We start from the raw sequence: 20528 nt of genomic DNA on the forward strand, positions 1-20528 counted from the left end.
TCAGCCTGCAGGCTGCTGAACAGCCACGCCAGTCCTTCGGTGAAACTTCGTCGTTGCGGCCGGCGGAAGGTCGGACGGCGGATCAGACCACCGGCGGTCCCGCTTCGATGCGGCGCAGCACCGGAGGGAGGCGGTCCAGGTCGGGGCCGGTCTGGACCTGTCGCTCGTCCCACCAGGTGGCGCCGGCGTCGTGCAGGGGACCGACCACGTCCCTCGCCTTCGTCCCGTCTGCGGGCGTGGCACCGCCGAGAACCAACTCGAAGGGGCGCTCAGCCCCAGCGGTACGGTGCTTGCGCACATAGCCCACCAACTCGCGTACCTCCGCCACGTCGGGCACATGACCATGCCGGGCCGTCTCGAAGAGCGGCACCGCGCCGTCCCACCGCGCTGCCCTCCGCATGGGCGCACGACGCGGCCAGAACCCGCCGATCCACACCGGCGGACCGGGCCGTTGCACCGTGGCGGGCAGCAGCGCCACGTCCCGGACCTCGTAGTGGCGACCGTGGTGGTTCACCGGCTCGCCGGACCAGAAGCGGCCCAACAGCTCCAGTCCCTCGTCGAGCCGTTCGGCGAGCACGCGTGGCTCGGCGGTGTCGCCGAAGCTGCGGTATTCGTCCTCCACCGGACCGCCCAGGCCGGCGGCGAAGATCACCCGGCCACCGCTGAGGTGGTCCAGGGTGGCCACCTGGCGGGCCAGCTGCTGCGGCCGGTAACGGGGGACCGGTGTCAGCAGTGTGCCCAGTCGGATCCGGGAGGTGGCCAGCGCGGCCGCGGTCAGCAGCATCCAGGGGTCTCCGAAGGGACGCCCCTGGTGCTGTCGGTGCAGTACGTGGTCCCAGATGAAGAGCCCGTCCCAGCCGGCCTGCTCGGCGGCAGCCGCAACGGTCGCGACGTTTCGGGGGTCGGCGAAGTCACCGAAGTTCGGGATGTTGACGGAGAAGCGCATCCCAGCAGGATCCGCAGCCGGCCACGAAGCAGCAACTGGTTTCGAGTGCGGGTGCGTTCACCACAGACTGCGGACCAGGCACGGTTCCCGAGGATCCGCAGCCGCCCCGGCAGGCATGGTGCCGGTCGCACCGGTGCCCCGCGGGCCATGATGACGCGCCGCTAGGGCATACTGACGCCTCACCTATGCAACAAAATGTTTAAGGAGGGGTGTTGGCAGCCTGTTTCAAGACGGTCACCGAGGTGGGAGAGGTACATCTTGCCCAAGCGGAGGCACTGGGACGTGCCTTCCAGGAGGCGATCGCTCCCGCCACCGTCAACTACGACTTCGGTCACATTCGCGATGCCGCAGCCATGCTTCCCGACAGCGAAATCGTCAAGATGGTCCGTGGCTGGGGGCTTCAGGAGGAGGCGCCGATCCTGGTGATGGCGCTCTCCCTCAAGGAGGCCGTCCGCCAGGCCCTCCCACCGGAGGCGGCACAGGCGTCGTTCTGGGACACCGTCGAGCGCGAACTCGCGGACGCCTTCACCGGCCTCGCGGCGCAGGAGGGCGATCCGGGACTGTCCTACTACGAGGAGGGTCCGGACCACACGAGCTACTACCGCGACTTGTTCTTCGCCCTCCAGGACGAGGAAGCCGGCGCGTACCTGTACGCCGTCGCGTTCTGCGCCGACGTCACCGTCGGCTTCGGCAGGACCCGTGTGGGGACCCTGAGTCTGACCGACACCGCGCCGTTCGCGGTCCGGCTCAACGCGATCGTCGTGCGCCAGAAGCTCGCGAACACGGCCTGAACTTCCGGGCGTCGCCTGCCCCTTCACTTCGGGGCTGTCCTGCGTACGTCGTGCGGGCGGGCCTCGTAGGTCCCCGCGACCAGTCACGGCCCGCCGTCCCGGGCCGCCAAATCGCGCACCGCATACCGGGCTACCACGACGGCCCCTTCAGGGCAACGCAGGCAAGCTGCTGCGGGGCGGACGGAACTGGTCGCGGCTGCGGACAACGCCCCGCCCGGCGGGACGACTGCCGATCCCCATGCCGACCTGCTGACCGCTGATCATTGCGGGGACGACTCCTACTCCGGCTGCGATCGGGTGAATCCCGCCAGTTATGCGTTTCCTGGACGTATTCATTCATTCGATCGGCGTACCGGTCGCGGGCGGATCTCGGCGGGCGAGGGAAGAGTGCCTCCCATGTCCGCGCCGTAGCGCTCGAGGCATGCCGAAGAATGTAGCGTTCTTTCCGGTCCCGAACGGGGCCCTGTCGCGAGGAGCCGGGAATGCTCAAGGGTTTCAAGAACTTCCTGATGCGCGGCGATGTCGTCGTCGTAGCCGTAGGTCTCATTGTCGCACTGGCTTTCAGTACCTTGATCAAGGCATTCACCGACTTTGTGATCAATCCGATCATTGCGCGTGCGCAGGGCAGGCATTCGGTCGGCTTGGGGTGGCAACTCGGCCAGGCGGGCAACAAGGCCACGTACCTCGATATCGGCTCTTTCATCTCGGCGGTGATCTATTTCGTCATCTTCATGGCGGTCGTCTATTTCCTGATCGTCCTGCCGTACAAGTACTATTCGGCGCGGCACGGTGCGGTGGTCTTTGGAGAACCGGGGCCCGTCAAGACGTGCCCGGCCTGCCTGTCGGAGGACCTGCCGGCCGCTGCTGCCAAGTGCCGGCACTGCGGTACCGAACAGCCGCCCGTGACCCGAACTCCATGACTCCGGTTCGGTCAGGTCACGCGTGAGGAGGCCCTGGCTGGTCGACGCCGAGCGGATTCGCCTCCCTGGACACCTCGGCGGTGAAGTAGCACATCGCATCGGAAAGCGCGGATATCATGACCGACATCATCGCAGGGGTGGAAATGCCCGACACCTCTGCTGTCGCCGAGGCCACGGACTTTCTTCGGGTGAGGACGAGTCCTCTGATCTTCCATCACTCCCGGCGTGTATTTCTCTTCGGGTCCCTCCACGCTCGGGAGCTGGACCTGCGGCCCGATCCCGAGTTGCTCTATATCTCGGCGATGTTCCATGACGTGGGCCTTTTGATCCCGTTCTCCGACGCACAGCAGCGTTTCGAGCTGGACGGCGCCGACCACGCGCGGAGGTTCCTGCTCGACCGCGGGTTCTCCGAGAGCGCCGCCGAGGTGGTCTGGAGGGCGATCGCCCTGCACACGACGCCGGGGATCCCCGGTCGCATGGACCCGGAGGTCGCTGCCACGAACTACGGTGTGCTGACCGACGCGGTCGGCTGGGGGCTGGACAGGCTGGACGGCGACCGGCTGGACGAGATCGTCGCCGCTCATCCGCGCGGCGATTTCAAGAAGGAATTCCTGCAGGCTTTCGTCGAGGGCCTCAAGGACCGTCCCGACACCACCTACGGGACCATCAATGCGGACGTCCTGGAACGCTTCGTGCCCGGTTTCCGCCGTACGTCCATGGTGGACCGCATCATCGATGCTCCCTGGCCACGGTGAACCGGCAGCAGCCAGGCTGACCGCGTACCACCGTCGTAATGATGGCGGCCGCGCGTGCGCCCCCACCGATCCGTCCCCTGCCGTCGAGCGGCGACGGTTCCCCGTCGAAGATCCACTCACGTGTTGGCGTCTTGCATCTCTCACCCCACACCAAGGAAGGAACGCTCGTGCGAGCCATCACTGTGCGGGATCGCGAGGCTGGGATCACGGGACTGTCCCTCGAGGACCTTCCCTGTCCCTACGCTGCCGAGAACGACGTCATCGTGCGGGTGCACGCCGCCGGTTTCACCCGAGGAGAGCTTGCCTGGCCCGCGACCTGGGCCGACCGCGCCGGCCGCGACCGCACCCCGAGCGTGCCCGGCCACGAGGTCTCGGGGGTGGTGGCGGAACTCGGATACGGGACGACCGGCCTCACCGTCGGCCAGCGGGTCTTCGGACTGACCGACTGGGCCCGCAACGGCTCGCTCGCCGAGTACGTCGCCGTGGAAGCCCGCAACCTCGCCCCGCTCCCGGCCGACGTCGACCACACGGTGGCAGCCGCATTGCCGATCTCCGGACTGACCGCCTGGCAGGGCCTGTTCGACCACGCCCGTCTCACCGCGGGCCAGACCGTCCTGATCCACGGTGCCGCTGGCGGCGTCGGCTCGATCGCCGTCCAGCTCGCTCATGAAGCGGGAGCACGTGTGGTCGGCACGGGCCGCTCCGCCGACCGGAACACCGTCCTCGACCTGGGCGCGCATGCGTTCCTCGACCTGGGGGCCGGTCGGTGGGATGACGCCGGCCAGGTCGACGTCGTGTTCGACGTGATCGGCGGCGACATCCTCGACAGATCGGCCGCCCTCGTACGCCCGGGCGGCACGCTCGTCACCGTCGCCGCCCCGCCCACCGTGCGCCCTGACGAGGCGCGGGCCCTTTTCTTCGTCGTGGAACCGGACCGCGCACGCCTCGCCGACCTGGCCCAGCGCCTGCGGGGCGGCCGGCTTCGGGTACGGGTCGGCGCGGTTCGGCCGCTGGCCGAGGCAGCCGCCGCCCTCGCGTCGCGACAGCGCGTCCCCGGTCGCACGATCATTCGGGTCGCCGAGGACTGAGGGCGAGAGGGCGGGCCGACCGAGCGGCATCAACGTTCGTCGGGCCCGCCCGGATCGGTGCCCCTGATACGGCGGTCGAGGGGCAGGCGCGCCACAGCCACGCCTGCGCCGGTCCCTTGCCATGGGGGCGCTTCAAGGCGCTGCGGCCGCCGCCGTGAGGGCCGTTCCCGGCCGAACCGGTCAGCCGTTGACGGCGGTGGTACGGCACGCCGGCCGGTCTCGTACGTGGCGGTCTGCTGCCTGTTCCACGGCTCGCGGGGTGGCGGCCCGTGCTCGGCGGCGAGCCACGTCGGCGCTGTTTCAGGCGGCAGGCCCACCCGAGGGGGCCACTCGGCGGCCGTCTGTCATGTGGCCATCAGGCTGGACCATGTTCGGTGACGAGCAGCGCGATGTCGTCGGCCCGGTGGGAGGAGCCGCGGGCGTGGCGCAGGAGCCGGTCGGCGAGTTCGTCCAGTGAGTCCGCGCGAGCGTGGGCCAGTGAAACTCGCAGCCGGTCGATCCCCATGCCGATGTCGGTTCCGGGTTTCTCCACCAGACCGTCGGTGTAGAGGGCGAGGACGGATCCGGGTGGGAGAACCAGACGGGTGGGAATGTAGGCGCTGGCGTGGTCCACGCCGAGGACTGTTCCGACGTCGAGTTCGAGGGCGTTGGCCGTGCCGTCGGGGAGGCGGAGCAGGGGTGCGGGGTGGCCGGCGGTGACTGCGTAGGCGTGTCCGCGGTGGGCTTCGAGGTGGATGTAGCAGCAGGTGGCCAGCAGGTCGCTGTCGAGGTCGATGAGCGTGCGGTTGACGCCTGACATCACGTCGCCGGGTTCGTGGCCCGCCGCCGCGAACGCGCGTACGGCACTACGCAACTGGGCCATGGTGGCCGCGGCGGCGACGCTGTGGCCCTCCACGTCACCGATGACGAGGCAGACCCCGTTGTCCGTGGGGATGACGTCGTACCAGTCGCCACCGATGTCCATACCGCTGGTGGCGGGCAGGTAGCGTGCGACGATCCGGATACCTGGGACTTTTGGTAGGCGGTGCGGCAGGAGCGCCTGCTGCAACCCGTGCGCGACGGCATACTCCGAGTCGTACAGCCGTGCTCGTTCCAGGGCCTGGGCGATCAGCCCGGCGAGTGCCGTCAGGACGCCGCGGTCCTTCTCTGTGAAGTGATGGGGCTCGTCGAAGCCGAGGACGCAGGTGCCGACCGGGCGCCCGGAGGCGAGCAGGGGCAGATACACCCAGGAGCTCACCGGTCCCGTGGGGATGCCTGGATAGCCCCGGGCGAGATCCTTCTGGGACTCGATGAAGAGGGGAGCACCGGAGGTGAGGCTCTCCGTGCCGGGCAGGCGGGCGTGCAGGGGAACACCCTGCAGCCAATCGAGGAACGTCTCGTGGTGGCCGGTGTGGTGGAGAAGCTGCATCGCCTTGTGGCGCACCACATAGATCGCCATCTGCTGGCCCCCGAAGGCCGGCAGGAGCTGGTCGGAGACCACTTCGCAGACTTGCCGTGTGGTGACCGCCTCGGTCAGCGCGCTGCTGAGCTGCAGGACGTGGTACATGACGCCCAAGCGTGCTGGTGCGGTGACGGGTGCCACCGTCGGTGGAAAGGCGGGGGCTGCCGCGGCCGATGAAGGACCGGCAGTGGGGACCACCCGGCCGGTCACCCCGTCAGGCTGCGGGTGGAGGGAGAAGGCGAGCCACTGGTCGGGCGGCCGGCTCACCAGGAAGGAGGACGGCGCCTGCGAGATCATCGCAGAGCGGTGCCGGTACTCGACGCTGGGGTCGGAGAGCCACGGCAGCACGTCCCACAGGCACTGGCCGAGCACCTCGTCGGCGGAGACCTCCAGCAGGTCCAGGGCACGGCGGTTGGCGTAGGTGACACGCCCGTCGGGGGCCAGGGAGAACAGCCCGTCCGGCAGTCGTTCGACCGCTGCGACGGCCGCACCGCCCGCCCGGGCATCCACGACCGCGCCGACGAGATGCGTGACCGGGCGTGCGTCGTCGGCTTCCGGCGCACGACCCCACAGCTCGACCGTGCGGTATCTCCCGCCGCCGTCGCTGTGATCCCCTACGCGCAGTCTTCGAGCGGTGATCCGGCCCTCGCCCACTGCCTCGCGCACGCAGGCCCGGAAGGCGGCACCATCACCGGGGTGCAGGCACGAAGCAAGTGTTTCGGGACGTCCGTCGAAAGTGCTCGGATCGAGACCGAAGATCGCGCAGAACGCGTCGTCCACGCTGAGGATGCCGGAGCCGAGGTTCCAGTCGAACAAGCCCACCCGCACGGCCGCTGCCGAGTAAGCCGGGGTCTCGACGGCAGTCGCCCCGGCTTCGCACTCGACAGGATCACCGGTACGGGCCAGGAGTTCGGCCAAGGAACCACCGAGCCGACAGGCGACGCTCCGCAGGTGGCGACGCTGGGCCTTGGAGAGCCCCTCGCTGCCCGGTGAAGCCGGCCACACGATCGTCAGCGATCCGAAAAGCTCCCCACCCGCGCGCACCGGCACCGAGCAGGAGCCGAAGGCATACGGCAGGGCCACCGCGAGCTGCGGATAATGCCGCATCGTCTCGTCGGCGTTTGCCAGATGAACCGTACGTCCCGACGTGTACGCCACGGCGACCGGGATGGGACTGCTCACCGCGATGAGGCGCCAGCCACCCAGCAGAGACGGCGGCACGCCGCACGTCGCAGCAAGGACGAGCGACCGACGGTCGGGGGAGCGCAGGAAGATACTTCCCGCATACGCGCTCGTCCCCCGGACGGCCTCCACGACAGCGGCCGCGAGCAGGTCCTCACGCTCCGTCGCCCCGATGGGGATCAACCTGCGCATACATCCAGTGTGCGCAGGTCACAGCACGGGAGCCCACCTGGAGGTGGAGGTGGAGGTGGAGGTGGAGGTGGAGGTGGGCGCGAGGCAGTGTGATCCGGTGCTTCTACGTCCGGTACGTCACCGGCTTCGGCGGTTGTCCGGTCGGCATCAGGCAGTTTCCCAGCCACCGACAGTCGGGCAAGCCTCTGGGCACCGCAAGGAGCACCGGACACCGGTGTCCCGGCGCGCTCCTGCGCGTGAGCGGACGGGCGATGTCTGCTGTCGCCCGGGCCCTGTGTCATCGGAGGGGCACGGTCTACGATCAACGCTGCCGAGTGAAAACCGCTTACCGTCGGGGGACTTGGGGTCGTGGACGACCGGGATCTGATACTCGCTGACCGCTACCGCCTCCTGCGCCCGCTGGGGCAGGGCGGGATGGGGGAGGTGTGGGAGGCCCAGGACGCCAGTCTACGGCGGCCGGTCGCGGTCAAGGTGATCTCGGTCCTCGCGGGCGGCGGCAGCCGGGCCGACGAGGCGCGCGCCCGATTTCTGCGGGAGGCGCGGATCACCGCCGCGCTTCAGCATCCCCATATCGTGACTGTCCACGACCTCGGTGAGGCGACCACCGGCCAGGGCACGACGCCGTTCCTCGTGATGGAACTGCTCCGGGGCGAGGGCCTGGACGCCGTTGTCCGGCGCGGACCTGTCGGCGAGGAGGAGGCGGCGCGGTGGGGCGCGCAGGTGTGCGACGCCCTCGGTGAGGCGCATGCCGCCGGCATCCTCCACCGCGACATCAAGCCCGCAAATCTGTTCGTCGCGGCCTCGGGCAGCCTGAAGGTGCTCGACTTCGGGATCGCCCGCGCCGCCGACGCCTCGGCTACCGGTGACCGGCTGACCCACACCGGGTTCATGGTGGGCACGGCCGCGTACATGGCGCCGGAGCAGGCACGCGGGCGCCCCGAGCAGCGCAGCGACCTGTACTCCCTCGGGTGTGTGCTGTTCGAACTGCTCACCGGGCGGCCGCCGTTCGACGCCCCGGACACCCTCGGGTACGTCACGGCGCACCTTCACGATCCGCCCCCCGCGCCGAGCAGCCTCGTGCCCGGCCTCTCCGCTGCGTGGGACCGCCTGGTCGGTCGGCTGCTGGCCAAGGACCCGCGCGAACGATACGAATCGGCCGCCGTGCTCGCCGACGAGCTGCGGCGCTTCGGTGGTGTGCGGCAGGCCGTGCCCGCGGTTGGCTACACCCCCACCGTCGCCGACCGAGAGGAGCACGGGGCGAGCGCACCGCCTTCGGCTGACTCCCGGTCCGACGGTCTCGCGGCGGCACCCACGGTCCAGGCACCCGCCGGTCCGTTCGGCGGAACAGGCATGAGCCGGCGCAGCCTGCTCCTGGGGGGCGCGGGGCTCGCGGCGGTCGCGGTCGCCGGCGGGGCGGCGGCGATGTACCTGACCGGCGACCCCGAGCGGGACCCGGTCACCTGGTCGCAGAAGATCGCAGACATCGACTTGATCAACTCCGACGGTCCGGACGTCGTCCTGGCCGCCGGCCGGTGTCATGTGGCCGCCGGCCACTACTACAAGGAGACCGCCGCGCTCCACACCTTCGACCTTGCCACCGGTAAGCGTCTGTGGGAGGCGTCCCTCAACGTGGCCTGGGCCCGGGAAGCACGCTTCACGGTCATCGGTGACACGCTGCTCGCCCTGACCCAGGACTCCGATCACAAAGGCGGAGAGCTGCACGCCTTCGACGCTGCCACCGGCGAGCGCCGGTGGCAGCAGTCGGTCTCCAGCAGTGCCATGGGCCTGGATGTGCACCGGCCCAGCGGCCTGCTGATCACCGGAGAGGGGGGTCTGGTGACCGGAGTCGATCCGCGCACCGGCCAGCAGCGATGGGTGATCGACGTATCCTCCCCCTACGACGCCACATGGATCCTGGCCGGCGACCTGATCCTCTGCAGCGGCGGAATCGCAGTACGCGGCAAGACGGGCAACAAGCTGTGGACACGCTCCGGCTTCCAGCCACAGGGTGACCTGGCGCAGCCCCTGGGTGAGGGCCTGCTCTGCTACGAGGTGGGCAGGACAGTCCCCGTCGACCTCGTCTGCCGCAAGGCGGACACAGGTGAGGTGATGTGGCGGAGCCCGTTCCAGAAGACCAAACCGGACACCCTCAGCACCGGGGCCTTCCAGCCACTCGACGAGTTGGTGTCGGGAACCACCGTGTTCCTCCCGCTGGCCGCGGGGTCCCGCCGGAAACCGACCGCACTGAACGGCCTCACCGGCGAGCAGACCTGGACCTACGGCAGTACGTACCAAGAGGTCGACCTGGAGGAACAGGGGACGATCAGCGTGGCCGGCGGGTTCGTCCTGTCCACGGGATCGGGACCGGTGTGCCTGGCCGCCGCGGACGGCACCATCCGGTGGCACGCCGATACTCGTAGGGTGCAGACCACCGGCGAATACGTCGTGCTCTCCGGGACAGGCCAGGCGCGCGTGTTCCAGCGTTGGACCAGCGTGCGGATCGTCGGAGTGGAACACGGCCGCACGCTCTGGACAGGCCAGTTCGACAGCACGGCCCTGAGCGATCCTGTAGCGAGCGGCGACTCGGTCGTTCTCCTCGACGGCAGTGGCTCACTGTGGGCGATGCGCGTGTGACCTTTTGGGCTTGGCGGGAGAGCGGCCCCGGCCGTCGGCTGACCTGCGTCTTCGGGCAGTGCCCCTGCTCCCGCTCACCCCCGCGTACCCGCTGCGTACGGCTTACGGCGCCTCCGGACGCCCGGCGACCGAGTCAGTCATGTGACGAGGTCAAGCAGGTCAGCGGACCGGTGCGCCCAGGACGGCGTGTGCGGCCCTCGCGAGGGCATCCGAGGTGGCTGCGCGGTCGAGGTAGCCGCCGACCATGGCGCCGTCGCGCAGCATGACCAGGGTGCCGGCGGCGGTGGACGGGTCGGGATGTCCGCAGGCGGCGGCCAGAGAGACGAGGGCCTCGCGGAACCAAGTCCGGTGCTCGTCGATGAGCCGACGGACCGCGTGCTCCGGGTCGGGGTATTCCGCGGCGGCGTTGATGAACGGGCAGCCCCGGAAGCCGGGCCCGCAGGACTCTTCGGAGATGCCGGCGACGAGCAGGTCGAGCACCTGCCGGGGTGTACCGGTGCCGGCAGAGGCGGCGGCCAGCCGTGCGCGGATGCCGGCGTCGCGGCCCCGCAGATAGGCCAGCACCAGGTCATCCTTGCTGGGAAAGTGACGGTAGAAAGTGGCCTTGGGGACTTTGGCCTCGGCGATCAGCCGGTCCACCCCGACCGCGTGGATGCCCTCGGCGTAGAAGAGCTCCGACGCGGTTTCCAGCAGGCGCTCGCGAGGCTTCGACCTCACGGCGGCAGGGTCGGTCACAGCATCCATCCGACCAACGTAACAGACAGGTCTGTCTCATCGCTTGACAGCAGGTGATGGGCGCATTCACTCTGGGCGAGAGACGAGACAGACCTGTCTGTCTCGTATGAACAGAGCAAGGAAAGAGTGATGACCATGTCCCCGCAGTCCATCGTCCTGGTCCACGGCCTGTGGCTCAGCCCGCACAGCTGGCAGCCCTGGATCGACCGCTATCGAGCCCAGGGCCACACGGTCCACGCCCCGGCCTGGCCCGGCATCTCCGAGCTACACGAGCCGCTCGACCACGACCGGGCCCCCGCCGGCCTGGGAGTGAGGGAGATCGCCGACCACTACGAGTCCTTCGTGCGCACACTGGCCGAGCCGCCCGTCATCATCGGCCACTCCTTCGGCGGCCTGATCACCCAGATCCTGCTCGACCGCGGGCTCGGGGCCGCCGGCGTCGCCCTCCACCCCGCCCCGGCCAAGGGCGTCCTCCGTCTGCCGCTGCCCACCCTGCGGGCCACCCGGCCAGTCCTCGCCAACCCCGCCAACCGCCACCGCACCGTCAAGCTCACCGACCGCCAGTTCCACTACGCCTTCGCCAACACGGTCTCCCCGGACCAGGCCGCCGCCGAGCGCGCCCGGTGGGCCGTACCCGGCGCGGGCCGGCCCCTGTTCCAGGCGGGCTTCGCCAACATCACCCCCGCCGGCCGTGCCGCCACCGCGGTCCGATTCGCCAACTCCGACCGCGCCCCGCTGCTGCTGGTGGCCGGCACGGCCGACCGCATCGTGCCGCCGGCGGTCGTCCGCGAGACCCACCGCCGCTACCGGCGGTCCGCCGCACTCACCGAGTACCGGGAGTGGCCCGGACGTGACCACGGCACCGGCTTCCACGACGGCTGGGAAGCCGTCGCGGATGACGCCCTCGCCTGGGCCCTGCGGGCACGGCGTCCCGCCCACTCCTCCTGCAACAGCTAAAACACAATGCGGTCGATCAGCGACGATCGACGTACCCGGGGCCGGGGGTGAGCGTTCATGGTCACCAGCCGCGTCACCGGCGGCAGCGCTTCAGCGGGCGCCGGTAAACCCAATGGCGTCTCCGCGGTCGAGCCCCATAGCTTGTGCGTTCGTGACCGACGAGCAGGAGATGCCCCCGAATCGACACGACCTCGGCCGGGTGTTCAACGAGGTCCCGGAGCTCTACGACCGGGTACGCCCGGGATACCCCGCCGAGTTGTTCGCGGACCTTCGCGCCATCACCGGCATGGACGAAGGGTCGTCGGTGCTGGAGGTGGGCTGCGGTACCGGTCAGGCGACGCGCTCGCTGGCAGCGCTCGGCTGCTCAGTGACCGCCATCGAGCCCGGCGCAGACATGGCCGCACTTGCTCGCCGGCGGACCGCCGCCTGCCGCAACGTCGAAGTCGAGATGTCGACGTTCGAGGAGTGGGACGACGGCAGCCGGCGCTTCGACGCCCTCGTGGCTGCGTCCTCGTGGCACTGGGTCGACCCGTCGATTGGCTGGCAGCGTGCGTACGACGTGCTCCGTCCCGCAGGGTGGATGGCGCTGCTCGGCAACGTCGTTGTCCGCAGGCCGGGAGAGCCGGAAGTTTACGCCGAGACCGCCGATCTCCACGAGCGGTTCTTTCCGGGCAACCCCGGCTGGGGTCATCCGCCGCTGGAGGACGAGGTGTGCACCACCGACGAGGGTTGGGGCCTGGTCGACGATCCCGGCGGATTGTTCGGCCCGACGATCGTGCGCTGGTACCCGACCGTTCAGTGGTTCGACGGGGACGGCTTTGCCGATCTCCTTCGCTCGACGTCGCTGTATCGAAGGCTCGACGGTGACGTTCGTGAGTGCCTGCTCGACGCCATCGCCGAGCGCGTGCGCACCCGGATGGGCGACCGAGCGTCACGCCGTTACCTGAGCGTCCTTCGTGTGGGTCAGCGAGCCAAGTGACGTCGGGGGCCGATCTCTGACCTACCGGCCGGCTTGGTCAGAAGCTGGAGAGGGATCCGCTGCTGCATAGAGGAACTCCAGGAGCTTGCCGTATGCCTCGCTGTGCGCTCTATCGTGCTCTTCCCCGTGCTGCGGCGTCTCTGATTCGTTGTCAACCGCGTGCAACCACTCGATGACTGCGCCGAAAAACGGCACCAGAGCGCCTGTTGCGGCTTGGGCGGCAGCGCCCATCTCGGTGGGACCTTCCATGAAAACGATGTGCTGAAGGCGGTCGAGCCGGCGGTGCAGGGCTCGTGCTTCGTTCCAGAGGCGGCGGGCGGCTTGGCGGCGCTCTTCGCGTTCCTCCGGAGGGTCGCTCGCCGCGATGCCTCCGAGTTTGATGCCCGCTTCGCTCAGCGTTCCGTGTACCAGGTGACAGCCTTCGGCGAAGGACAGGTAGGCACTCTTGCGTGATGCGCGAAGAGCACGTGTCCGTTCGGCATCTATCTGAAGGCGGACTTGCCTCAACTGTGTCTCGGACTGGATCTCGGCCTGTCGCTCTGCCTTCCTTCCGGTGATCCAGGCGGATGCCGTAGCACCGACGGCGCCGACCGCGGCGCCGATGACGCCACCGAGGAGTCCTGCAAGTCCTGCGTCCATAGCGTGATTCTGGTGGCCGGGCAGTGCGCGTCACCAGTGGGGGACGGGGGAGGTGTGCACGGCACATGGATGCGATCAGGCGCTGATGGCGTAGGTGGCGCCCTGGGGGTTACCCGGAGGGTTATGGCGAAGCTGCATCTTCCAGGGCGGAAAGCGGACCACGGCAGCGACGAGGCGGAGGCACGCGAGATGCCCGCGCCCGAGGACGTCGGGCCCGGGCCCGAGGTGGAGCGTCGGGCACCGGACGCGCCGACGAAGCTGCCCAAAGGGGCCTGGGGTGCCGTGCTCAAAGGCGCGCTGCGGGAGTTCAAGGACGATGAGCTGACCGACCGTGCGGCGGCCCTGACGTACTACGGCGTGCTGTCGCTGTTCCCGGCGCTGCTGGTACTCGTGTCACTGCTGGGCATCACCGGCAGGTCGACGACCGACGCTGTGCTGGCCAACATCAGGAAGTTCGCCCCTGGCTCGGCCCGGGACATCATCATCCGGGCTGTGGAGCAGTTGCAGAGCAACGCCGGCGTCGGCTCGATCATGGCGATCGTCGGCATCGTGTTGGCGGTGTGGTCGGCATCCGGCTACGTGGCCGCGTTCATCCGCGCGGCGAACGCCGTCTACGACATGCCGGAGGGCCGCCCGGTGTGGAAGATCCTTCCGGTGCGGGTCGGTGTGACGGTCGTGCTGATGGTGCTGGCAGTGATCAGTGCGCTGATCGTGGTGTTCACCGGCGGCCTGGCCCGTCAGGCGGGCACCGCACTCGGCATCGGGAACACGGCACTGACGGTGTGGTCGATCGCCAAGTGGCCCGTCCTGATCGTCCTGGTCACCATCATGATCGCGATCCTGTACTGGGCCAGCCCGAACGCCAGGGTCAAAGGCTTCCGGTGGATCACCCCGGGCAGCTTCCTCGCCCTGATCGTCTGGATGACCGCCTCCGCCGCCTTCGCGTTCTACGTCGCCAACTTCGCCTCCTACAACAAGACCTACGGCACCATGGCCGGCGTCATCGTGTTCCTCCTGTGGCTGTGGATCACCAACCTGGCCATCCTGCTGGGGCTGGAGTTCGACGCCGAGACCGTACGCCAGCGGGCGATCGCGGGCGGCCTGCCGCCCGGGACCGAGCCCTACACCCAGCCCCGCGACACCAGGAAGTGGGACGAAGAGGACCGCCGCCGACTTGGCGATGTCTGATGCCCCTCACTCGTGGCGGGTACCGGCGGCGGAAGGGGTCGCCGAGCGCGCCGGGTCCGTCGATGGCCCCACCGTGCGCGGGCGGGTGGGGGTCGGCGGCTCGGGTTCGGTCGGGACCGTAGTGGGGGTGGCGGAGGGCGAGGCGGTGGCGGCCGGGCGGCGGCCGGGAAGGGCCGTCGTACCCGTCGAGGGGCGTGCGCTGGGGCGAGGGGTGACCCTCGGGGGAGCGGACACGGCGGGGGTCGGCAGGGCCGTGGGGCTGCTCACGGGAGGCGGGGCGAGGGGGACCGTCGGAGAGGCGGGGTCCTGGTGGGTGGTGCGCAGCAACGGTATGGCGAGGAGGGCGGCGACCGTGCACGTCGCGCCGGCTCCGACGACAGCGCGCAGGACGCGGCGGCGGGCCGCGCCACGACGGATCTCCTCGTACCGGCCGGGGGGCGGGGCGAGGTGCTGGGAGGGCGGCCGCATGATGACGGCGAGAGGGTCGTCGGACTCGAAGTCCGGACCGTCGTCATTGTATGTGATCAAGGCTTCTCCTCAGGTGGGCGCGGAGCAGTTCGCGGGCCGCGTGCAGGTCGGCCTTGACGGTTCCTTCCTTGCGCCCGGTCAGCACGGCCACCTCCCGGATCGGCATGTCAGCGTAGTAGTGCAGGAGGGTCGGTATGCGCAGTCGTTCGGGGAGCGCCTGGACGAGCAGGCGGACCGAGGGGTCGGTCTGCTCGGTGGACGGGTGGATGGACGCCTCCACGGTGGCGCGACGCATGGCCGTACGCTCGCGCTCCAGCCGGCGCCAGTGGTCCCGGACGATGTTGGCGGCCGTGACGTAGAGGAAGCCCCGGGGTTCCGACACGGACGTCCAACGGGCCCATAGACGGGTGAACGCCTCCGAGGCGATCTCGTGGGCGGTCTCGTCGTCGTCGACCAGGCGACGGCACCAGCCGGCCAAGCGCGGGTAGAGAGCGGCGAACAGCTCTGCTGCCGCCTTCTCGCGGGACCGTTTCAACGCTCTCCATGGGGGACGGGGGCACTCTTCGCGCCCGGGGCGCGAAGAGTGCCCGTGGGAAAGACCCCGGATCGACGGCGTACGTTCCATCGGCCCGGGACCGGGGCGGGCGGCAACCGGTCAGTGACTCGCGCTGCTCAACGCGGCGAAGACGATCACGTTGTCGCGATAGCCGTCGCCGGTACGTGGTCCGCCGCACGTGATGAGCCGCAACTCCGGCCGGTCGACGTCGCCGTAGACCGCCTTGGTCGGAAAGTCGGCCTTGGCGACGGTCCGAACGGAGGTGACGGTGAACTCGGCCGATCTGCCGTTCTCCAGGCGCACCGTGATCCCGTCGCCCCGGCGCAGCCGGTCGAGGTGGCGGAAGACTCCGTCCCCATAGGCGCCGACGGTGACATGGCCGAGGATCACCGACGGACCTGTCTGACCCGGTGTCGGAGAGTGCTGGTACCAGCCTGCCTGGTCGTGCGCCGTGATAGGGGGCACCTGCACGCTGCCGTCCTGCGCCAGCCCGAGTCGCATGACCGGCGTGTCGACGCCGATCTCGGGAATCCGCAGCCGCGCCGGGAACGAACGGCCCGGCGTCTCCGGCGGTTTCACCGGGTCCGCGGAGGACCGGGCGGTCACGTGCGTGCCCACGGGGCGGGTGGTGGATGCCCCGTCGCCGCCGTGGCCGGCGCAGCTCACGAGCAGCGAGGCCAGCGCCGCGGTGACGAACGCGCGCCTGGAGAAGTGCGTCATGCCCCGGTCGCCCGTCGGCGGCGCACGAGGAAGACCGCCGCGCCGCCCACCGCGAGGGCGCCGGCGGCACCGCCGCCCATCAGCATGCCGCCCGACCCGGAGTCGTCGGAGCCGGTGGTCACGCCGGTGTTGGGAGCACCACTCGGTACGACACCGACCTGACCCCGCCCCTCGCTGGGCGCGACGGTCGGCACCGGGGTGGCCGCGCGGCTCGGCTCCCGGGTGGGAACCGCGCTCGGTTCCGCGCTGGCCGGCGCGCTGGGCCGGGCCGACGGCTGGGAAGTGGCAGAGGGACGGGGGGTCGCAGAAGCGCTCGTCCCGTGGGCGAACGCGGGCACCGTGCTCGCCAGCACGGCGACGCACGCGGCTGCCGTGGCGCTGAGGACTGTTCGGCGCATGAATCGCTCTCTTTCGTCGGCCGGCCCGGCGGGTGGCCGGACAGGCTGTGTGATGGATCGAGCGAAGAGACGAGGCAGGACCAGCACAGGTTGTAAAGGGTCGGCAAAGTCGCGCGGGGCGCGGACTGGCCGTACACCCCTTCGTCCGCTGCTCCGGCACAGCTGGTCCCGAAGCGGTGAACGACTCGGAGGGTGGGAGATGGCGGTGCGGACGCACCGCGTTCAGCCGGCTGTTTTGACTGGCTTGGGTCAAGGGGTATTGAAATCCTGGGCGGGCAGTGGCTGAGGGGTCACACTCGGTCGTGGAGGGGGGATCGCGTGCGGTGGGCCGTTGGCCGCCGTGGCGTTCCGAGGTGTCGCGCTGCCCTGGGGAGGGCGGCGGGCTGATCGGTTGGGGGATGTGTGACGCAGTCGCTTCCAGGGCAGCACGCTGCCCGCGAGCGGGCGGTCGGGGGGCGCGAAGGGCTTCCGGTGGTGGTGATCGGCGCCGGTCCGTACGGGTTGTCGGTTGCCGCTCATCTGCGGGCCGCCGGGGTTCCGGTGCGGATATTCGGGGAGGTGATGGGCAGTTGGCGGCATGCCATGGCCACGGGGATGTTCCTGAAGTCGACCCCGGACGCCACCGATCTGTCGGCGCCCGAACCAGGGGGACGACTGTCCGACTTCCGGCGCCTGCACGGTGAGTCGGAGCTGACGGAACTGACGCCGATCCCGTGCGACGTGTTCGTGCGGTACGGACAGTGGTTCCGGCACAGGTACGTCGGTGACGTTGATCCGGCCAGGGTCGTCGACGTCGACCGTGGCCCCAGCGCTTCCGGGTTCGTCGTAGGACTCGACGACGGCCGGCAGTTGGCGGCGGCGGCGATCGTGGTGGCGACCGGCCTGAACGGACTGGCGTGCATACCGGAGGAGTTGCTGCGGCTCGCGCCCGAAGGGCCGGGAGCCGGTGCCCTGGTGTCGCACACCAGCCACCACAGCGACCTGTCGAGGTATGCCGGCCAGCGGATCGCGGTCATCGGGGGAGGTCAGTCCGCGCTGGAGAGCGCCGCCCTGCTGCACGAGGCCGGAGCCCACGTCCAGGTGCTGGTGCGGGACAGGCGCGTTCGGTGGGGCTCGGTTCCGCAGCCCGACCGGCCTTGGCCGCAACGGCTCGCGCAGCCCGCTTCGCCCTTGGGGACGGGCTGGACACTCGCGGCGGTCTGCCGGGCCCCAGGCGGAGTGCGACGGTTGCCCGTTGCCGCCCGGTTGTTGCTGTTCCGCCGGGCGCTGGGACCCTCGGGCGGCTGGTGGCTGCGCCATCGGGTCGAGGATGTCGTGCCGGTGCGCACCTCGTGCCGTGTCATCCGCGCCGAGGCGTCCGACTCCACGGCCAGGCTGGACCTCACCGGCCCGGGTGGTTCGGAGCGTCTGACCGTCGACCACGTGCTGGCCGCCACCGGCTACCGCCTCGACATCGACGCGCTCGCCTTTCTCGCCCCGGCGCTACGGCGCGGCATCGTGTGCGTGCCCGGCTCCAAGGCACCTCGACTGACCAGCATGTTCGAAACATCCATGCCTGGGCTGTACGTCACCGGTTCGCTGGCCGCCCCGATGTTCGGCCCCATGATGCGCTTCGTCGCCGGAACGGAGTACGCCGCCGCTCGCGTCGCCCGCGATGCCGCTCGATGGGTCGCCGCTTGACCGAATCCGACGCCCACGTGTGGCCAGGTTCCATGAGCGCGACCGGGCCCGACCTGGCAATCGGGCGCAGTGGAACAGTGAGAGGATGGCGAGCGTGACGGCACGAACCACTGACATCGAGAAGGCAGCCGGCGTGCTGCGTGGCGGCGGCCTGGTGGCTTTCCCGACCGAAACCGTCTACGGCCTGGGCGCCGACGCCGAGGATCCCGCCGCCGTCGGGCGTATCTTCCAGGTCAAGGGGCGCCCTCCCTCCCACCCGCTGATCGTCCACATCGGCGGCGCGGAGCAGTTGGGCGACTGGGTCGAGGACGTGCCCGCGACGGCACGCCTGTTGGCCGAACGCTTCTGGCCGGGGCCACTCACTCTGGTCCTGCGGCGCGGTCGCCGGGTGCCGCTCGAAGCGACCGGCGGCCTGGAGACGGTGGCCGTGCGCGTGCCCGACCACCCCGTCGCCCTCGCGCTGCTGTCGGACTTCGGCGGCGGTGTCACGGCCCCGTCCGCCAACCGCTTCGGCCAGGTCAGCCCCACCACGGCGGACCACGTCCGTGCGGAGCTCGGGGACGCCGTGGACTTTGTACTGGATGGCGGTTCCTGTGCCGTCGGTGTCGAGTCGACCATCGTCGACGCCACGGGCGAGATCCCGAGCATCCTGAGGCCCGGCGGGGTGACGCGCGAGGACCTCGAAGCGGTGCTGGGTTTCCCGCTGGCGGTTCCCTCGACGAGCCCTGTCAGGGTGCCGGGCCAGCATCCGTCCCACTACGCACCGCGTGCGCGGGTCGTCCTCGTCGAGCCCGACAAGGTCGTCGCCGAAGCGGAACTCGCGCAGGAGCTGGGGCACCAGGTGGGCGTCTTCCTTCCCTCCTCCCTCGCCGGCGCCGCGGTGAAGGCGCACGCCGTGGTGACGGTCCCCGGTTCGACGACCGCCTACGCGCGCGGGCTGTACGGGTTCCTGCGCGAGCTCGACCGGCAGGGGTGCGACCTCATCGTCGCCTCCCTGCCGGCGGAGGAGGGCCTGGGGCTCGCGATCGCCAACCGGCTCCGCCGCGCCGCCGGGCCCCGGACCCCCGCGTAACCGGTATCAACGCCGTTCGACGCGCCTGCCGGATCGCCCACGGACGCACTGCCCCGGTGGGCGGCCTCGTGCCCGATCCGCAGGACCGTGCTCCTCACACAGCCGGGGCAGCGGGCATGTCCAGGCCATGTGCCGCGACGAGGCGTGCGGTCCCGTCGGCCAGGCTGTAGCACAGGCCCACCACAGCGGCGTGCCCGGCGGCGACGCGCTCGGCAAGGAGGCGGGAGCGGTCCAGCAGCAGGTCGACCGTGTGCCTGACGTGCTCCGCGAGGATCTCTTCGCCACTCACGCGTCCGGCGGCCCTCGCCGCCAGCACGCTGGGAGTCACTCGCTCGACGACGTCCCGGACGTAGCCGGCCGGCGCCATGCCGTCCTCCAGCGCGGCGCACGCCGCGCCGACCGCCCCGCACGAGTCATGACCCAGGACCACCACCAGAGGGCAGTCCAGCACGTCGACGCCGTACTCGATGCTGCCGATCACTTCCGGCCCCATGACGTGGCCGGCGGTACGCACCACGAAGAGATCGCCCAGACCACGATCGAAGATGATCTCGGCGGCCAGGCGGGAGTCGGAGCACCCGAACAGCACCGCGAACGGGCGCTGGGACGGAGCGACCTCGGTGCGGCGGGTGGCGTCCTGGTTCGGGTGCGCCGGGGCACCCGCGACGAACCGCTGGTTACCGGCCAGCAGCAGCTCGAAGGCTTCACGGTGGTTTTCGGCCTGGATCTCTGTCATGGCCGCAGGTTACGGCCGACCCACCAGATACGCGCGGGCGGGTCGACGACCACGCAACCCCCAGTGGCCGAAACGCCCCGATGTCGGGTGGTGTCCCCTCGCGGGTGGGTAGTCGGTGACTGCGAGGCCCTGTGCCTCGGTGGCGCGCCGCAGTTGGCTGTAGATGTCCTGCGGGCCGGTGGCCTTCTGCCACGTTGTCCAGGACGGTCCTGTGGGGGGAACAGTCCGGCCTGCCGGATGACGTAGCCGATGCCGCGGCGCAGTTCGTGGGGGGTGATGGCGGCCCGAACGGCTCGCCTTGGCCTGCTCACCGAGGGCGTCCCGCGCGCCGGGAACGAAGGAGCCGTCATCGACCATCGTGGGCGCGGCGTGCTCGGCGAGCGCGATCGGCCGACAACCTCGTGAAAAGAACCGCAGGAGCGCGGCGCGTTCCAGTTCGGCGACAGGCCCC

At 70.2% G+C, this 20528-nt stretch carries 19 protein-coding genes; 10 read left to right on the top strand and 9 right to left on the bottom strand.

Annotated features, from left to right (window positions below; genetic code table 11):
- Positions 1-82: 82 nt before the first annotated feature.
- Complete coding sequence (locus tag AB0D93_RS35190) at positions 83-946, bottom strand: LLM class flavin-dependent oxidoreductase (protein ID WP_362128664.1); 864 nt, start codon at positions 944-946, stop codon at positions 83-85.
- Between the two features lie 209 nt (positions 947-1155).
- On the opposite strand from AB0D93_RS35190, the gene AB0D93_RS35195 reads away from it, so the two are divergent.
- The 4 genes from AB0D93_RS35195 to AB0D93_RS35210 all read left to right on the top strand — a co-directional run bounded on the left by AB0D93_RS35195 (position 1156) and on the right by AB0D93_RS35210 (position 4500).
- Entirely contained in the window at positions 1156-1737 is a 582-nt protein-coding gene (locus AB0D93_RS35195) for a Type-2Aa cytolytic delta-endotoxin (protein WP_362128667.1), read from the top strand.
- Positions 1738-2219: 482 nt separating this feature from the next.
- Entirely contained in the window at positions 2220-2657 is a 438-nt protein-coding gene (locus AB0D93_RS35200; RefSeq protein ID WP_362128670.1) for an MscL family protein, read from the top strand.
- A gap of 116 nt (positions 2658-2773) precedes the next feature.
- The gene (locus AB0D93_RS35205) at positions 2774-3412 is read left to right on the top strand and encodes an HD domain-containing protein (protein WP_362128673.1); all 639 of its coding nucleotides are present in this window, start codon (positions 2774-2776) and stop codon (positions 3410-3412) included.
- A 167-nt stretch (positions 3413-3579) separates the two neighbouring features.
- On the top strand, positions 3580-4500 hold the full coding sequence (locus AB0D93_RS35210) for an NADP-dependent oxidoreductase (RefSeq protein WP_362128676.1): 921 nt from the start codon (positions 3580-3582) through the stop codon (positions 4498-4500).
- 355 nt (positions 4501-4855) lie between these two features.
- On the opposite strand, the gene AB0D93_RS35215 is transcribed toward AB0D93_RS35210, so the two are convergent.
- Positions 4856-7315 (bottom strand): SpoIIE family protein phosphatase, encoded by a 2460-nt coding sequence (locus tag AB0D93_RS35215; RefSeq protein ID WP_362128678.1) that lies wholly within the window; start codon positions 7313-7315, stop codon positions 4856-4858.
- Positions 7316-7663: 348 nt separating this feature from the next.
- On the opposite strand from AB0D93_RS35215, the gene AB0D93_RS35220 reads away from it, so the two are divergent.
- Positions 7664-9949 carry a PQQ-binding-like beta-propeller repeat protein gene (locus AB0D93_RS35220; protein ID WP_362128681.1) on the top strand — a complete coding sequence of 762 codons (2286 nt, stop codon included), beginning with the start codon at positions 7664-7666 and terminating at the stop codon, positions 9947-9949.
- A gap of 159 nt (positions 9950-10108) precedes the next feature.
- Here the strand turns inward: AB0D93_RS35220 and AB0D93_RS35225 are convergent, their stop codons facing one another.
- Positions 10109-10666, bottom strand: coding sequence for a TetR/AcrR family transcriptional regulator (locus AB0D93_RS35225; protein WP_362128684.1), 558 nt, complete (start codon positions 10664-10666; stop codon positions 10109-10111).
- A gap of 147 nt (positions 10667-10813) precedes the next feature.
- Between AB0D93_RS35225 and AB0D93_RS35230 the strand changes: the two genes are divergently transcribed.
- Positions 10814-11641 (top strand): alpha/beta hydrolase, encoded by an 828-nt coding sequence (locus tag AB0D93_RS35230; RefSeq protein WP_362128687.1) that lies wholly within the window; start codon positions 10814-10816, stop codon positions 11639-11641.
- A 151-nt stretch (positions 11642-11792) separates the two neighbouring features.
- Entirely contained in the window at positions 11793-12620 is an 828-nt protein-coding gene (locus AB0D93_RS35235) for a class I SAM-dependent methyltransferase (RefSeq protein ID WP_362128690.1), read from the top strand.
- Between the two features lie 21 nt (positions 12621-12641).
- On the opposite strand, the gene AB0D93_RS35240 is transcribed toward AB0D93_RS35235, so the two are convergent.
- The gene (locus tag AB0D93_RS35240) at positions 12642-13259 is read right to left on the bottom strand and encodes a hypothetical protein (RefSeq protein WP_362128693.1); all 618 of its coding nucleotides are present in this window, start codon (positions 13257-13259) and stop codon (positions 12642-12644) included.
- A gap of 123 nt (positions 13260-13382) precedes the next feature.
- On the opposite strand from AB0D93_RS35240, the gene AB0D93_RS35245 reads away from it, so the two are divergent.
- Positions 13383-14447, top strand: coding sequence for a YihY/virulence factor BrkB family protein (locus AB0D93_RS35245; protein WP_362128695.1), 1065 nt, complete (start codon positions 13383-13385; stop codon positions 14445-14447).
- Between the two features lie 6 nt (positions 14448-14453).
- On the opposite strand, the gene AB0D93_RS35250 is transcribed toward AB0D93_RS35245, so the two are convergent.
- From AB0D93_RS35250 to AB0D93_RS35265, 4 genes are all read right to left on the bottom strand, one after another.
- Positions 14454-14975, bottom strand: coding sequence for a hypothetical protein (locus AB0D93_RS35250; RefSeq protein ID WP_362128698.1), 522 nt, complete (start codon positions 14973-14975; stop codon positions 14454-14456).
- Positions 14959-15450, bottom strand: a complete 492-nt coding sequence (locus tag AB0D93_RS35255; RefSeq protein WP_362128700.1) for an RNA polymerase sigma factor — start codon at positions 15448-15450, stop codon at positions 14959-14961. Before AB0D93_RS35255 ends, AB0D93_RS35250 begins: the two co-directional genes overlap by 17 nt.
- A gap of 120 nt (positions 15451-15570) precedes the next feature.
- Positions 15571-16191 (bottom strand): class F sortase, encoded by a 621-nt coding sequence (locus tag AB0D93_RS35260; protein WP_362128703.1) that lies wholly within the window; start codon positions 16189-16191, stop codon positions 15571-15573.
- A complete protein-coding gene (locus AB0D93_RS35265) occupies positions 16188-16589 on the bottom strand; it encodes a sortase-dependent protein (RefSeq protein WP_362128705.1) in 402 nt (133 codons plus the stop codon). Before AB0D93_RS35265 ends, AB0D93_RS35260 begins: the two co-directional genes overlap by 4 nt.
- A 471-nt stretch (positions 16590-17060) precedes the next feature.
- On the opposite strand from AB0D93_RS35265, the gene AB0D93_RS35270 reads away from it, so the two are divergent.
- Together AB0D93_RS35270 and AB0D93_RS35275 are read left to right on the top strand one after the other, a co-directional pair.
- Entirely contained in the window at positions 17061-18269 is a 1209-nt protein-coding gene (locus AB0D93_RS35270; RefSeq protein ID WP_362128708.1) for an FAD-dependent oxidoreductase, read from the top strand.
- A gap of 85 nt (positions 18270-18354) precedes the next feature.
- Positions 18355-19341, top strand: a complete 987-nt coding sequence (locus tag AB0D93_RS35275) for an L-threonylcarbamoyladenylate synthase (protein ID WP_362128712.1) — start codon at positions 18355-18357, stop codon at positions 19339-19341.
- 94 nt (positions 19342-19435) lie between these two features.
- On the opposite strand, the gene AB0D93_RS35280 is transcribed toward AB0D93_RS35275, so the two are convergent.
- Complete coding sequence (locus tag AB0D93_RS35280) at positions 19436-20077, bottom strand: carbonic anhydrase (protein ID WP_362128715.1); 642 nt, start codon at positions 20075-20077, stop codon at positions 19436-19438.
- Positions 20078-20528: the final 451 nt, after the last annotated feature.

Source organism: Streptomyces sp. NPDC048191 (genome assembly GCF_040652655.1).
GTDB lineage: Bacteria > Actinomycetota > Actinomycetes > Streptomycetales > Streptomycetaceae > Streptomyces.

Bases quoted from the DNA above. Each gene is read 5' to 3' on its own strand.
- AB0D93_RS35190 (WP_362128664.1), bottom strand. From the start codon at position 946: ATGCGCTTCTCCGTCAACATCCCGAACTTCGGTGACTTCGCCGACCCC.
- AB0D93_RS35200 (WP_362128670.1), top strand. From the start codon at position 2,220: ATGCTCAAGGGTTTCAAGAACTTCCTGATGCGCGGCGATGTCGTCGTC.
- AB0D93_RS35205 (WP_362128673.1), top strand. From the start codon at position 2,774: ATGACCGACATCATCGCAGGGGTGGAAATGCCCGACACCTCTGCTGTC.
- AB0D93_RS35215 (WP_362128678.1), bottom strand. From the start codon at position 7,315: ATGCGCAGGTTGATCCCCATCGGGGCGACGGAGCGTGAGGACCTGCTC.
- AB0D93_RS35230 (WP_362128687.1), top strand. From the start codon at position 10,814: ATGACCATGTCCCCGCAGTCCATCGTCCTGGTCCACGGCCTGTGGCTC.
- AB0D93_RS35240 (WP_362128693.1), bottom strand. From the start codon at position 13,259: ATGGACGCAGGACTTGCAGGACTCCTCGGTGGCGTCATCGGCGCCGCG.
- AB0D93_RS35245 (WP_362128695.1), top strand. From the start codon at position 13,383: ATGGCGAAGCTGCATCTTCCAGGGCGGAAAGCGGACCACGGCAGCGAC.
- AB0D93_RS35260 (WP_362128703.1), bottom strand. From the start codon at position 16,191: ATGACGCACTTCTCCAGGCGCGCGTTCGTCACCGCGGCGCTGGCCTCG.
- AB0D93_RS35265 (WP_362128705.1), bottom strand. From the start codon at position 16,589: ATGCGCCGAACAGTCCTCAGCGCCACGGCAGCCGCGTGCGTCGCCGTG.
- AB0D93_RS35275 (WP_362128712.1), top strand. From the start codon at position 18,355: ATGGCGAGCGTGACGGCACGAACCACTGACATCGAGAAGGCAGCCGGC.
- AB0D93_RS35280 (WP_362128715.1), bottom strand. From the start codon at position 20,077: ATGACAGAGATCCAGGCCGAAAACCACCGTGAAGCCTTCGAGCTGCTG.